This window comes from Nissabacter sp. SGAir0207, from assembly GCF_005491205.1.
Lineage (GTDB): Bacteria > Pseudomonadota > Gammaproteobacteria > Enterobacterales > Enterobacteriaceae > Chimaeribacter.
This window is the reverse complement of the sequence record NZ_CP028035.1, coordinates 352,740-369,277: the sequence shown is the minus strand read 5'-3', so window position 1 is coordinate 369,277 and position 16,538 is coordinate 352,740. Positions and strand designations below refer to the sequence as shown.

2 protein-coding genes are annotated in these 16,538 nt (G+C 54.7%); both read left to right on the top strand.

Translation table 11 applies throughout. From position 1 onward, the window contains the following. Positions 1 to 952 precede the first annotated feature (952 nt). Positions 953 to 8,197 (top strand): Ig-like domain-containing protein, encoded by a 7,245-nt coding sequence (locus C1N62_RS01660; protein ID WP_137761989.1) that lies wholly within the window; start codon positions 953 to 955, stop codon positions 8,195 to 8,197. Between the two features lie 1,062 nt (positions 8,198 to 9,259). Beyond that, positions 9,260 to 16,504, top strand: coding sequence for an Ig-like domain-containing protein (locus tag C1N62_RS01655; protein ID WP_137761988.1), 7,245 nt, complete (start codon positions 9,260 to 9,262; stop codon positions 16,502 to 16,504). Positions 16,505 to 16,538: the final 34 nt, after the last annotated feature.

Sequence of the window (16,538 nt, the reverse complement as noted above, 5' to 3'; positions counted from 1 at the left end):
ACGCGCTGTGCAAAACGCTCCCGGCGTTTTGTCCGAGTCCGGGCACCCCTTATTCAAAGAACCCGCCCAAAAGGCGGTTTTTGCTTTTCTGGCATCCGGACTCTCCATCGAACTGCGTTCGATTCACTCGCCGCCTCCTGCGGCTCGCCCTGCGGGCAGCGCGGGCGCCCTTCTCCTTACCCTCCCTTTTGACAACATCCTCACAGTGCTACCAACCATAAACTTTGCGTTCTGCCCGTGGATACATATTTATACCAAATATTTTTAATTCAATTTGCCCACACAATGAATTAAGAAAAAATAAAATGACCTGAATGATTTCACATTATTTATCCAAAAGAAGAGCAGCCGGTTAAAAATTAATATACCCCAACAAAAGGAAACAACAAATTAATAACACATTGCTGTGCTAACCAATCAGGCAACAAATAAATAGTTCAACTGGATAATGATTATGTAGCGTTGATTTTCGCCAATATCCGCTATATTTTAAGCAACTTAGAATAAACCTCACTTGTTGCCTGCCTGCCTAATCCATTGCAGTCCCTGATGGGTAACGGTTGAACTTGAGCAATGAGGAAAGAATGGCACTTGTCCTATCGTCAGCCAATGTAATCATATAAATCAATAAATTATTAAAGAAATTCTGGGATAGAACAGAACAAGCCACACTTGCGTTCTATTTAAATTAGAGAGGTGATAGGTCAAATAGACGAATTGCGCCGATAGATTTACGCGGAAACCCGGTCATGGCAGTGAAGATTATCCATATGATGAAACATATTACCATTCATAAAATGAATGTGTAGCGGTCATTAAGGCACAAGAGACAAACATCATCTAACGATAAAATCGAACTTCTGCCAGCCAGTCAAAAAAGACTCTTCCCGGTAGAAGCCTAAAAGACAAATGTTATTCAACCTTGAATCAAAAGATTTAACAGGAATAAACTATGCGTCCTTCAATTAGGAGGGTTGTTGCTTTCTTCCAGGCAACAATTTACCTCTTTTTCACTAGCATCAACCCTTGGATGTTTTCGTTCTCGGCTTCCGCTGAGACGGAACAGACCCTTTCGGCTACGCCCAGCACGCAGGCAACCCCGACTGAACAGAGCCTGGCGCAACTGGCTACCACAGCCGGAAACATGCTAAGCCAGGATGACTCGGCGGATGCGCTTACCAGCACCATGATCAATGCGGGTACCTCAATGGCGACCGCTGAAATCCAACAGTGGCTGCAACAGTTCGGTACTGCGGCAATCAACGTCAGCGTTGATGATGAATTCTCACTGGACAGTGCTGATTTGGATCTGCTGTTCCCCCTGTACGATGACAAGAAGCAGAACCTGCTATTCAGTCAGCTCGGTGGGAGACGCCATGATGACCAAAACATCATTAACCTCGGCGTCGGTTACCGTCACTTCTCTGACACATGGATGTGGGGGGTTAACCTCTTTTACGATCGTCAGATTTCGCACAATGCGCACCAGCGTCTGGGCGTGGGTGGCGAACTCGGGTGGGATAACCTGAAAATCAGCGCCAATGGCTATAAGCGCTTATCCGGCTGGATGGATTCGCGTGAGTATGAGGACTACCAGGAGCGAGTCGCTGATGGTTACGATATCCGGGCCGAAGGCTATCTCCCCAGTTGGCCGCAATTTGGCGCGAAGCTGACCTGGGAGAAGTATTACGGCGACAATGTGGCGCTGTTTGGCGACGATGAAGACGATCGGCAAAAAGATCCGTATGCCCTGACGGCGGGCCTGAACTACACCCCGTTCCCGCTGCTCACCGTTGGGCTGGATCAAAAATTTGGCAAAGAAGACCAGAAAGATACCCAGATCAATCTGGCACTCAATTGGGCTGCCGGCGTTCCATTGAAAGACCAAATGGACCCTAATCAGGTAAAACAGCAGCGTTCGCTGCTCGGCTCCCGTATGGCGCTGGTCAACCGCAACAACAACATCATTCTGGACTACCGTAAAAAAGAGCTTATCAGCCTTTCCTTGCCTTCCCGTATTGAGGGAACAGAGGGGCAGGTACTGCCCGTGAACATCAAAGTGAAAAGCAAATACCCTGTCGATCACCTGACCTGGCAGGATGATGCACTGGTTAAACGTGGCGGAAAAATCGATAAGGTCGGCAATGGATGGACGATAACGCTTCCTCCCTACCAGCAAGGTGGTAAGGAGAATAACGCTTGGGTGGTCTCTGCCACTGCTTGGGATAATCAGGGCAACCACTCTGACAACAGCTATATGTCTGTGGTCGTTGACGGCTTTGACGAAGCACAGTTTGTCTCCGAGAGCAGTGTAGATGCAACCAGCCTGCCTGCCGATGGCGTCAGTACCGCAACCCTCACCACCACTATCGCCTCTGTGAGTGGGCAGCAGGTTACCGGGCTGGCTGGCGACCTGAGCGCTGAACTGGTACGCCAGAGCAGTGTAAAAGGTGTCAAAGCGGCAACGCCGGATGTGAAAGAAAAAATCAGCAGCTGGACGGAGAAAAGCGCGGGTGTTTATACCAGCACCTTCACCAGCGGCACGATGCCCGGTGATGTGCTGATTCAACCCTTACTGAAAGGCACGCAGAAACTAGCGACCACCACCATTACCCTCGTCTCACTGATCAAAGATCTTACATTCACCTCACTGGATACGTCGAAACAGAGCGCACTGGCCAACGGCAGCGACACCATTACCCTGACCACGCATGTGGTCAAAAAGGATAATACGCCAGCCAGTAACATCACCCTGCACTGGACAACAGACAACGATAAGGCGCTTCTCTCCTCTGCCACCAGCGTCACCAATGCAGAGGGCGCAGCCTCGGTGACGGTGAGCAGCACGGAAGTACTGAACACCACCGTGACAGCCCAAATCGAAAACGGTGCCAGCATAAGCAGCGATCCGCTGAGCTTTACCGCTGATGCCGCCTCGGCAAAAGTGGTTAAGGTTGATCAGGATAAGACCCTGATTAAGGCCAATAATCAGGACAGCGTTACCCTGAGCGCTCAGGTCAAAGATGCCAGCAACCATCCCTTGGAAAATGTCTCGGTACAGTGGTCGGTAGAGAGCGAAGATGGCCAGATCCATGTGGCGGATAAGTCGAGTGCCACCAATGCTGAGGGCATTGCAGTCCTAACGCTTAAATCGCCGAAAACCGGGAAAGTGGTGGTCTCTGCTGCTACGCCAGCAAACAGTACGCCGGTTAAGTCCGAGCTGCTGACGTTTGTCGTGGATATTTCCACTGCCATTCTGTCGCCGCTGACCGTAGACAAAAACAGTGTGCTGGCTAACGGTCAGGACGCCGCCACCCTGAAAACCACGCTGCTGGATGCCAATAACAATCCGCTTAAAGGCGTTGAAATTTCATGGGTAACCAGCAGTCAAACTGCGCATCTCTCTGCCAGCAAGAGCCAGACGAATGACAATGGCGAAGCCACTGTCAGCGTCACCTCTTCTGACGTGGAAATGCTGACGGTCAGCGCGACGGTTGGCAAGCAGACGCAAACCTCGGAGAGCATCGCCTTTACCAGCGACAGCGCAACCGCCAATGTGGCGACCATACAGGAAGATAAAAATCAGGCGACCGCCAATAACAGCGATCGCATCACGTTGACGGCGCATGTGAGCGATGCGAACGGCCACGCAGTGGCAAACAGCACGGTCAATTGGGCTGTCAAGCAAGGCGTGGCAACCTTGAGTGATGCGCAAACTGTCAGTGACAGCAAGGGTAACGCCCTGATTACGTTAACCTCAACCAAGGCTGGGCAAGTAGTGGTCGAGGCCAGCACCGCATCCGGCACGGCAAAAGCGTCCAATCCGCTGACGTTCATTGCCGACGCCACCTCGGCGACCATTACGGATATTACGGCAAATAAAACGCAGGCCACGGCCAATGGTTCGGATAGCGTGATCTACACCGCCACTGTCCTTGATGCCGCGGGTAACCCGCTGGTGAACAGCCCGGTAAATTGGCGCGCCTCCCCTGGGCAGACCACCATTACCGCAACCAGCCAGACAGATGCCTCCGGCAAGGCCACTGCAACGGTGACCACTACCCTGGCAGGTGATGTCAGCGTGTTTGCCCAGGCAGTCAGCGGCGATGAAGTGAGTGCCCCGGTGGCCCATTTCACCGCAGACCGCTCAACGGCAACATTACGCGCAGTCAACGCCAGCAACACCACACTACTGGCGAATGGTCAGGACAGCGCCACACTGACTACCCGACTAGTGGACGCCAACGACAACCCGGTTCCCGATATGGATGTGACCTGGAACACCACCAGCGCCACGGCCGCCCTTTCCGCCAGCAGCGTGCAGACGGATAAGCAGGGTGAAGCCAGCATCACTGTCAGTGATACGGCGGTTGAAAATGTGGTGGTCAATGCCGTCTTTAACGGGCAAACCCAGCCTTCCCCGGCACTGACGTTTATGGCTGACGCCAGCACGGCGGCTGTCGCGTCAATTACAGAGGATAAAACTCAGGCAATAGCCAACAACAACGATCGCATTACGCTGACTGCGCATGTGGTGGATGCAAACAACCACGCCGTTACCGGGGCAACCGTCGAGTGGCGCGTGGCCTCCGGCAGTGGCAGCTTGAGTGCGCCGCAGAGCACCAGTGATGCGCAGGGCAACGCCGTCGTGACGCTTACCGCCACACAGGCAGGCCAGGTCAAGGTCTCCGCCCGCTCAACCACCGGGGCTGAACAGTTGTCAGGCACCCTGACGTTTGCCGCCGACAGTGTTACCGCCGGTGTTACCGATGTCACGGTCGACAAACCGCAGGCTGTGGCAAATGGTCAGGACAAGGTGACCTACACCGCCACCGTGCAGGACGCCAACGGCAACCCGCTGGCGAATACGACCGTGAACTGGACGGCGATGCCTTCACAAACCCAACTTGCAGGCACCACCTCCACCACTGACGCCAACGGCAAAGCCACGATGACGGCGAAAACCACGCTAGCGGGAACCGTCAGCGTGTCCGCCAGCGCCGGCAGTGGCACGGCACGTAACGCACCGGATGTCAGCTTTGTGGCAGATACCACCACCGCCACACCGGGCAACATCGACGCCAGTAAAACCACCCTTCTGGCCAACGGAAATGATTCGACCACACTGACGCTCCTTGTGAAGGATGCCAACAATAACCCGGTTTCCGGGGTAGATGTGGTTTGGGACACCACCAGCGGCACGGCGACGCTCTCCTCGGAGAAGGTGCAAACCAATGCGCAGGGTGAAGCCAGCATTACTGTGAAAAACACGGCGGTAGAGAATATTACCGTCAGCGCGACAGTGAATGGGCAGACGCGTACATCGCCAGCGCTCGACTTTGTCGCGGATGCGGCCACCGCGACGGTGCAGTCGTTGAAGGAGGATAAAACCCAGGCCGTGGCGAACAATAGTGATGCGATCACGTTAGTCGCCCACGTTGTGGACGCCAACAACCACCCGGTCTCTAACGCGACCGTGAACTGGGAAGTGGCATCCGGTAAGGGCACGTTGAATGCGCCGTCTAGCACCAGCGATAAGCAGGGTAACGCCACCATGACGCTGACGGCCACACAGGCCGGCCAGATCACGGTATCAGCCCGAGCTACCGCCGGGGCAGCGCAGACATCCGTTCCGCTCACCTTTACAGCTGACGCCACCACGGCTCAGATAAAGGATATCCAGACGGATAAAACCCAGGCGGTTGCGGATGGCGTGGACATCGTGACCTACACGGCCACGGTCTCTGATGCGAATGGCAATATGTTGGCGAACACCACTGTTGACTGGCAGGTCACCCCGGCCGGAACGCAGCTCTCTGCCGCAACCACCACCACGGATGCCAACGGCAAAGCCTCCATCACCGCCAAAACCACCGAGGCCGGCAAGGTCAACGTGTCAGCAACCGTAGGAAGCAATGCTGCCTACGATGCGCCGGTGGTCACCTTTATCGGTGATATAAAAACGGCAACCGCGGTTGATCTGAAATTCAGCAAAGACACCGCGCTGGCGAATGGCTTAGACAGCATCACCTTCACCGGTAATGTGACAGACAGCCACGGCAACGTACTGGACAAGGTTGATGTTGACTGGAGCGTCAGTCCGGGGAATGGCGTCTTGTCTGATACCACGTCCCAGACCAATGCGCAGGGCGAAGCAGTGGTATCGCTGACCTCTGCGGGTACCGGGGATTACACGGTGACCATGAGCATCAATGGCAGCAGCGTGACGTCGACTGTGACCTTCACTGCGGACCCATCAACGGCTCAGCTGGTTAAGCTGATCGCAGATAAAACCGGTGATATCACCGCTGGCGATGCCGTTACCCTGAGTGCAGAAGTGGTGGATGTGAACAACCACCCAGTACAGGACGTGATAGTCAACTGGACGAGCGATAACGCCAGCGGGCAGTTCAGCGAAACCCGCTCCACCACCGGGCCGGATGGCATCGCAACCGTCACTTTCAGCAGCACATTGGCGCAAGCCACGCTGGTTCAGGCAAGCAGCGTCAACAGTAGCCAGAAATCGCTCACGCTGAATATTGTTGCTGATATGAAGAGTGCGCATGTTGATGTGGTCAAAGCGGATAAGTACAGCGCAATAGCCAACAACAGTGATGCGGTGACGCTGATCGCCACGGTGCTGGACAGCTATGGTAACCCGGTAAATCAGGTCACCACGAACTGGGACGCAACCACGACGGATCCGAATCCCTCCTTCACGCTCTCGTCACCTACCTCGTTGACGGACGCGACAGGTACGGCAACGGTGCAGTTACGCTCACAAAACGCCATCGCCTATAAAGGTGTCGCGTGGGTAGATGCAACGCCGTCTCAAACCACGCAGACTATCCGCTTTGCCGCCGATACGGCGACTGAAGAGGTGGTCAGTCTCACCGCAGACCGCACAACCGGGCTGGTCGCTGGGAAAGACAGCGTGACGCTGACTGCGGTGATTCAGGATGCTCAGGGCAACCCGGTACCTGATGCGCTGGTTCACTGGGGGAGTGATAACAGTGCGGGCGTCTTTACGCCGGGCGACACCAGCCTGACGGATGCCACCGGCACGGCAACCATGACCTTCACGACCACCAAAGCGATGGTCACGCAACTGGGAGCAGGAATCAATCACTCTGAAAAACGTATCAACGTAGAATATATTGGCGATGTCACTACGGCGAAACTGTCTGATATTCAGTCAGATAAGACGCAGGCCGTGGCGGATGGCGTAGAGCAGGTCACCTGGAACGTATTGGTGAAAGACGCCAACGACAACCTGCTGCCAGAGGTGGCTGTGGGCTGGCAGAGCAGCGATGCCAACGCGAAGCTGTCTGTCACCAGTAGCAACAGCGATGCGAGCGGGGTAGCGACCGTCAACGCGACAACGTTGAAAGCCAACGACATGGTGATGACGGCATCCCTCGCCTCCCCTGCCATGACGCTGGATGCCGCGAAAGTCGCTTTCATTGGTGATGCGAAAACGGCCGTCGTCACGAGCCTCAGCGTGGATAAAAACACGGTGCTGAGTAACGGCGGCGATAAGGCGACCTATACCGCGCAAATCCAGGACGCGAATGACAACCCTGTACCAAATGCGACGGTAAACTGGACAGCGTCTATTAACAAGCTGTCAGCAACCGCGCCGCAAACCGACAGTCAGGGCAAGAGCGTGGTCACGCTGTCAGGCAATACCAATGGCCTGGCAGAGGTTACCGCCTCCATTAACGCGTCGAGCAAAACGAATAAGGAGGTGAATTTCATCGGCACGTTGTATGACACCTGGTATATCACATCCGATGACTCAACCTATAAATCTGCGTCGATTTATGGTTACCCTGCAATGGGTTACTTGACCATCGCTCCAACCACCGGTCCGACAAGCCTGGTCTGGAAAGTGAGCTATGGCCAGAAGAGTGATGTTTCCACGCCTATCGTGCTGACTGATGGCACTGGCAAGCAATACACACTCAATGTGAAAGGGTCGCGTTCAAATCCTTGCGGTAATTTCCTGATGAACGATGCCACACGATGTGAAGGTGGGAAATACCCAGACTCAGCGAGCTTCTTCTTCAAGCGCAGTGAAAACCCTGATTTACCCCCAGGTCACTATACTGGCTTGATCCATTTCATGGGCAAAGAGTGGCCTGATGGACCCTTCGGTTTTGAATTCCGGTTAACCGTTGATCTTACAGTGAACTAATCTTTCGCGTAGTGATGGAGGGATAATGCCAGCGGGTTAAGCCGGGCATTATCCTTTTTTAGGGTCACCGTCTTTTACACGACATAGCTAAGGAGAACCCGCCATCAGGCGGGTTTTTGCGTTTTGGCTTCCGGTGACCATGCCCGCCTGTATCCAGCCGTCACCTGATCCCGCCCCGGTTGGTAGCGTCATCACCGCCATCTTCCCGGTGGCTGCCTTATCGCCTGCCGGAATGGCCGGAAGAGCGACTGCACGAACGGTTACCCTTCGCGAAAAATCCCCTGAATAACTGATCTGGGCTGTGAAATGCAGAACGGGTCAGCGTCGTCAATGTGAGTTCACCGGAACGCCACTTCAATTCAATACATCTACACAATAAATTAAGTGAATAAAAAGTGTGGAGCAAGAATTTACGTTATTCACCCAAAAAAACAGCAACCAAGTAAACATTAAGTCACACCTTAACAAAGCCAATAGCTCATTTACAACAACCATCCGCCTGCTTAATTAGGAATAAATTTAGATTGCAGGCGAATAAATTTTATACAGTATTGATTTGCGCCAGCAGGCATTATATTTTAGTGAAATTAGCATGAGGCTGACTTGTTGCACGCTCACTTGTTATCAATTGAAGTCCCTGATGGATAACCTTTCAGCGCAAACCATTATCAAATAATGATAATGATTTATTACGCCAGCCAGCGAACAACATTAAAACCCTACAAATCAATAGCATAATATGATTACCCATGGATGGGTCAATATCAGCTTGGATCTGGATAATTTTCAAAATCAGCGAGTTAATAGGTCAGCCAATCAAATCATGCAGATAGATTTGATGCTGGCATTCGGTCATGGCTGCAAGAATTATCCATATAATTAAACCTATGATCATTCATAAAATGAATGTGTAGCAACTATTAAATCGCGAGAGATAAATCTTATCTAAAGATCAAAAGCAGGCCTCTGCCCACTCAATCGGAACATATTCCGTTTTCATGTAGCAACACCAAACACAAATGTTATTCAACCTTAAATCAAACGATTTAACAGGAATAAACCATGGATCTTTACATTAAGAGGATAATTGCTTTCTTCCAGGCAATACTTTACCTCTTTTTCACTAGCATCAACCCTTGGATGTTTTCGTTTTCAGCCTCTGCTGAGACGGGAAATACCCATTCGGCGACACCGCCGACGCAAGGGAATAAGTCTGAACAGAACCTGGCGCAAATGGCTTCCACGGCCGGAAGCATGTTGAGTCAGGATAACTCTGCAAACGCACTTAGCAGCACCATGATCAATGCGGGTACCTCAATGGCGACCGCTGAAATCCAACAGTGGCTGCAACAGTTCGGTACCGCGGCAATCAACGTCGGCGTGGATGATAAACTCTCCCTGAACAACGCCGATGTGGATCTGTTGCTCCCCCTCTATGATGACAAGAAGCAGAACCTGCTGTTCAGCCAGATTGGTGGCAGACGCAATGACGATCAAAACATCATCAACCTCGGCGTTGGCTATCGCTATTTCGCTGAAAAATGGATGGGTGGGGTCAACCTCTTTTACGATCGCCAGATTTCGCACAATGCGCACCAACGTCTGGGGGTGGGCGGCGAACTCGGATGGGATAACCTGAAAATCAGCGCCAATGGCTATAAGCGCTTATCCGGCTGGATGGATTCGCGTGAGTATGGCGATTATCAAGAACGGGTTGCTGATGGTTACGATATCCGCGCGGAGGGTTATTTCCCCGCCTGGCCGCAGCTTGGCGCGAAGTTAACCTGGGAGAAGTATTACGGCGACAATGTGGCGCTGTTTGGCGACGATGAAGACGATCGGCAACAAGATCCCCATGCCCTGACGGCGGGCCTGAACTACACCCCGTTCCCGCTGGTCACCGTTGGGCTGGATCAAAAATTTGGCAAGGAAGACCAACAAGATACGCAGATCAACCTGTCACTTAACTGGGCCGCAGGTGTCCCACTGAAGGATCAGATTGACCCCAGCCAGGTAAAACAACAACGTTCGCTGCTCGGTTCCCGCATGGCGCTGGTTAACCGCAATAACAACATTGTTCTGGATTACCGTAAAAAGGAACTCATCAGCCTTTCACTGCCTTCCCGTATTGAAGGGAAAGAGGGGCAAGTACTGCCCGTGAACGTCAAAGTGAAGAGCAAATACCCTGTCGATCACCTGACCTGGCAGGATGATGCCCTTGTCAAACGCGGTGGGAAAATTGCCAAGGTCAATGATGGGTGGGTGATCACGCTTCCCCCATACCAACAGGGTGGCAAGGAGAACAACGCTTGGGTGGTCTCTGCCACTGCCTGGGACAGCCAGGGCAACCAGTCTGACGCCAGCCACATGTCGGTGGTCGTTGGTGGTTTTGACGAAGCACAGTTTGTTTCTCACAGCAGCGCCAATACGGCCACGCTGCCTGCCGACGGTGTCAGCACCGCAACCATCACCACTACCATTGCCTCTGCGAATGGGCAGCAAGTCTCCGGGCTGGCTGACGCCCTGAGTACCGATCTGGTACGCCAGAGCAGTGTAAAAGGTGTCAAAGCGGCGACGCCAGATGTGAAAGAAAAAATCAGCAGCTGGACGGAGAAAAGCGCGGGTGTTTATACCAGTACCTTCACCAGCGGCACGATTACCGGCGATGTGCTGATCCAGCCGTTACTGCACGGCACGCAGAAACTGGCGGCTACCCCCATTACCCTCACATCCCTGAATAAGGATCTTAAATTCACTGAGCTGAAGGCGTCCAAACAGCGCGCGCTGGCCAATGGCAACGACTCCATTACCCTGACCACGCATGTGGTCAAAAAGGATAATACGCCAGCCAGTAACATCACCCTGCATTGGGCGGCGGATAACAGTAAGGCGGCCCTCTCCTCAGCCATCAGCGTCACCAATGCAGAGGGTGAAGCCTCGGTAACGGTAAGCAGCGCCGATGTCCTGACCACCACCGTGGCCGCCCAAATTGAAAAGGGCGCCAGCATGAGCAGCGAGCCGCTGAGTTTCATTGCAGACGCAGCCTCGGCAAAAGTGATTGATGTCGAACAGGATAAAACGCGCATCAAGGCCGATAACCAGGAGAGCGTGACCTTAAGCGCTCAGGTCAAAGATGCCAGCAACCATCCCTTGGAAAATGTCTCGGTACAGTGGTCGGTAGAGAGTGAAGATGGCCAGATCCATGTGGCGGATAAGTCCAGCACCACGGATGCGAATGGCATTGCCACGCTCACGCTTAAATCGCCAAAAGCCGGGAAAGTGGTGGTCTCTGCCGCTACGCCAGCAAACAGTACGCCGGTTAAGTCCGATCTGTTGACGTTCGTCGTGGATATTTCTACGGCCCTGCTGTCGCCACTGGCCGTCGATAAGGTCAGTGTACTGGCCAACGGTCAGGACGCAGCCACGCTGACCACCACGCTGATGGATGCCAACAACAACCCGCTCACTGGCGTTGACATCGCGTGGACCACCAGCAGCCACAGCGCGGTGCTCTCTGCCAGCAAGAGCAAGACGAATGACCGTGGGGAAGCCACTGTCCGCGTCACCTCCCCTGACGTGGAGACGCTGACGGTCAGCGCGACGGTTGGCAAGCAGACGCAAACATCGGAGAGCATCACCTTTACCAGCGACAGCGCAACCGCCAATGTGGCAACGGTACAGGAAGATAAAAATCAGGCGACGGCTAATAACAGCGATCGCATTACCTTGACGGCACACGTCAGCGATGCCAACGGACACCCGGTGGCAAACAGCGCGGTGCATTGGGCTGTCGCACAAGGTGTCGCGACCCTGAGTGATGCACAGACGGTCAGTGACAGTAAGGGTAACGCCGTGATTACTCTGGCTTCCGCCAAGGCCGGACAGGTGCTGGTCACGGCCAGTGTCGAGACTGGCACGGTGAAAACCTCCAATCCGCTGACGTTCACCGCGGATACCACCTCGGCCACCATTACCGAGATCACAGCAAGTAAAACGCAGGCCACGGCCAATGGTTCGGATAGCGTGACATACACGGCTACCGTTCTTGATGCCGCAGGTAACCCGCTGATTAACAGCCCGGTAAATTGGCGCGTCGCCCCCGGCCAGACCCGCATTACCGCAACCAGCCAGACGAATGCTTCCGGCAAAGCCACCGCGACAGTGACTACCACACTGGCAGGTGATGTCAGCGTGTTTGCTCAGGCAGTCAGCGGCGCTGAAGTGAGTGCCCCGGTGGCCCATTTCACCGCCGACAGCGCGACGGCAGCATTAAGCGTGGTCAACGCCAGCAGCACCACTGTACTGGCGAATGGTCAGGACAGCGCCACACTGACCACCCGGACAGTTGACGCCAACAATAACCCGGTCGCCGGTATGGATGTCACCTGGCACACCACCAGCGCCACGGCGGTACTTTCCGCCAGCCGCGTGCAGACAGATAAGCAGGGTGAAGCCCGCATCACTGTCAGTAATACGGCGGTCGAAAACGTGGTGGCTAACGCCTCCTTTAACGGCCAGACCCAGCCTTCACCACTCCTGAAGTTCATTGCTGACGCCAGCACAGCCGCTGTCGCATCAATCACACAGGATAAAACTCAGGCGGTCGCCAACAACAACGATCGCATTACGCTGACCGCGCATGTGGTGGATGCACACAGCCACGCGGTGGTGGGTGCAGTAGTCGATTGGCACGTGGCCTCCGGCAACGGCACCTTGAGTGCGGCGCAGAGCACCAGTGATGCGCAGGGCAACGCCGTCATGACGCTTACCGCCACACAGGCAGGACAGGTCAAGGTTTCCGCCCGTTCGACCGCGGGGACTGAGCAGCTGTCAGGCTCCCTGACGTTTATCGCCGACAGCGTAACTGCCGGTGTTGCCGACGTCACGGTCAACAAACCGCAGGCCGTGGCCAATGGTCAGGATAAGGTGACCTACACCGCCACCGTGCATGATGCCAACGGTAACCCGCTGGCGAATACGGTTGTTACCTGGGCAGCAGTGCCTTCGCAAACCCAGCTTGCAGGCACCACCTCCACCACTGACGCCAACGGCAAGGCCACGATGACGGCCTCCACCACGCAGGCAGGCACCGTCAGCGTGACCGCCAGTGCGGGCAGCAGCGTGGCGCGTCATGCCCCGGATGTCAGCTTTGTGGCAGACAAAAACACCGCCACACCGGGCAACATCGACGCCAGTAAAACCACCCTTCTGGCCAATGGGAATGACACGACCACACTGACGCTCCTTGTGAAGGATGCCAACAACAACCCGGTTTCCGGTGTAGATGTGACCTGGAACACCAGCAGCGGCACGGCGACGCTCTCCTCTGATAAGGTGCAAACCAATGCGCAGGGTGAAGCCAGCATCACCGTGAAAAACACGGCAGTAGAAAGCATGACCGTCAGCGCGACCGTCAATGGGCAGACGCGTACTTCGCCAACGCTCGACTTTATCGCGGATGCAGCCACCGCGACGGTGCAGTCGCTGCAAGCGAGCAAAACCCAGGCCGTGGCAAACAATAGCGATGCCATTACCTTGGTCGCCCACGTTGTGGACGCCAACAACCACCCGGTCTCTAACGCGACCGTGGACTGGGGCGTGGCATCCGGCAAGGGCACGTTGAATGCGCCGCACAGCACCAGCGATGCACAGGGCAACGCCACCATGACGCTGACAGCCACACAGGCCGGTCAGGTTACGGTGTCAGCTCGCTCTGCCACCGGCGCGGCGCAGATATCCGTTCCGTTGACCTTCACGGCTGACGCTACGACGGCCAAAGTGAAAGATCTCCAGACGGATAAAACCCAGGCCGTCGCGGATGGCGTGGACATCGTCACCTATACCGTTACGGTCTCCGATGCGAATGGCAATATGTTGGCTAACACCGCGGTTGACTGGCAGGTCACGCCAGCCGGAACGCAGCTCTCTGCCGGAACCACTACCACGGATGCCAACGGCAAAGCCTCCATCACCGCTAAAACCACCGAGGCCGGCAAGGTCAACGTGTCAGCAACCGTAGGAAGCAACGCTGCCTACGATGCACCGGTGGTCACCTTTATCGGCGACATAAAAACGGCAACCGCGGTTGATCTGAAATTCAGCAAAGATACCGCGCTGGCGAACGGTCTGGACAGCATCACCTTCACCGGTAATGTGACGGACAGCCACGGCAATGCGCTGAGCAATGCGGATGTTGACTGGTCAGTCACGCCGGGGAATGGCGTCTTGTCTGACACCACGTCCCAGACCAATGCGCAGGGCGAAGCAGTGGTATCGCTGACCTCCGCCGGTACCGGGGATTACACGGTCACCATGAGCATCAATGGCAGCAGTGCCACATCGACCGTGACCTTCACTGCGGACAAATCAACGGCTCAGCTGGTTAAGCTGACGGCAGATAAAACCGGTGACATTACCGCAGGTGATACCGTTACCCTGAGTGCGGAAGTGGTGGATATCAATCACCACCCAGTACAGGGCGTAATGGTCAACTGGACAAGCGATAACACCACCGGGCAGTTCAGTGAAGCCCGCTCCACCACCGGGCCGGATGGCATCGCAACCGTGACCTTCAGCGGCACGCTGGCGCAAGCCACTCAGGTTCAGGCAAGCAGCGTCAACAGTAGCCAGAAAGTCCTTACGCTGAATATTGTTGCTGATGCGAAAAGCGCGCACGTTGATGTGGTTAAAGCGGATAAATACAGCGCAATAGCCAACAACAGTGATGCGGTGACACTGATCGCCACGGTGCTGGATAGCTATGGCAACCCGGTAAATCAGGCAACCACGCATTGGGACGCGACCACAACCGCGCAGAACCCGGCCTTCACGCTCTCGTCACCCACCTCTGTGACAGATGCGACCGGCACGGCAACGGTGCAGTTACGCTCACAACACGCCATCGCCTATAAAGGTGTCGCGTGGGTAGGCGCAACCCCCTCTGAAACCACGCAGACCATCAGCTTCAACGCTGATAAAGCGACTGCGCAAGTGGTCAGCCTGACCGCAGACCGCACAAGTGGGCTGGTGGCCGGGAAAGACAGCGTGACGCTGAGAGCAGTGATTCAGGATGCTCAGGGCAACCTCGTGCCTGATGTCCAGATTCACTGGGGAAGCGATAACAGTGCAGGCACCTTTACGCCGGGCGATACCAGCCTGACGGATACCACCGGGACGGCAACCATGACCTTCACGACCACCAAAGCGATGGTCACACAACTGGGGGCTGGGATTGACCACCCTGAGCAGCGCGTCAGCGTTGAGTATATCGGTGATGTCACCACGGCGAAGCTGTCTAATATTCAGGCGGATAAGACGCAGGCCGTCGCGGATGGCGTAGAGCAAGTCATCTGGAACGTGCTGGTGAAAGACGCCAACGGCAACCTGCTGCCAGAGGTGGCTGTGAACTGGCAGAGCAGCGATGCCAGCGCGGCACTGTCTGCTAACAGCAGCAACAGCGATGCGAGCGGGATAGCGACAGTTACCGCGACAACGTTGAAAGCCAGCGACATGGTGATGACGGCATCCCTTGCCTCCCCTGCTGTGACGCTCAATGCCGCGAAAGTCACTTTCATCGGTGATGTGAAAACGGCGGTCGTCACGGGCATCAGCGTGGATAAAACCACGGTGCTGAGTAACGGCGGCGATAAGGCGACCTATACCGCGCAAATCCAGGACGCCAATGCCAACCCTGTGCCGAATGCGCCGGTAACCTGGACAGCGTCTATTAACAAGCTGTCAGCAACCGCGTCCCAAACCGACAATCAGGGTATGGGCAAGGTCACGCTGTCAGGGCATACCAATGGCCAGGTAGAGGTTACCGCCTCCATTAACGCGTCGAGCAAAATGGATAATAAGGTGAATTTCATCGGTACGATGTACGACACCTGGTATATCACATCCGATGAATCAACCTATAAATCTGCGCCGATTTATGGTTACACTACAATGGGTTATGTGACAATCACTCCAACCACCGGTCCGACAAACCTGGTCTGGAAAGGGAGCTATGGCCAGAAGAGTGCTGTTTCCACGCCCATTACGCTGACTGATGGCACCGGCAAGCAATACACACTCAATGTGAAAGGGTCGCGTGCAAATGCGTGCAGCACTTTCTTGATGAACGATGCCGTGAAATGCCAGAATTCGGCAGCCCCAGACTCAGCGAAGTTCTTCTTCAATCGCAGTGAGAACCCTGATTTACCCCCAGGTCACTATACTGGCTTGATCCATTTCATGGGCAAAGAGTGGGCTGACGGAACTTACGCTTTTGAATTCCGGTTAACGGTTGATCTCACAGTGAACTAATCTTTCGCGTAGTGATGGAGGGATAATGCCAATG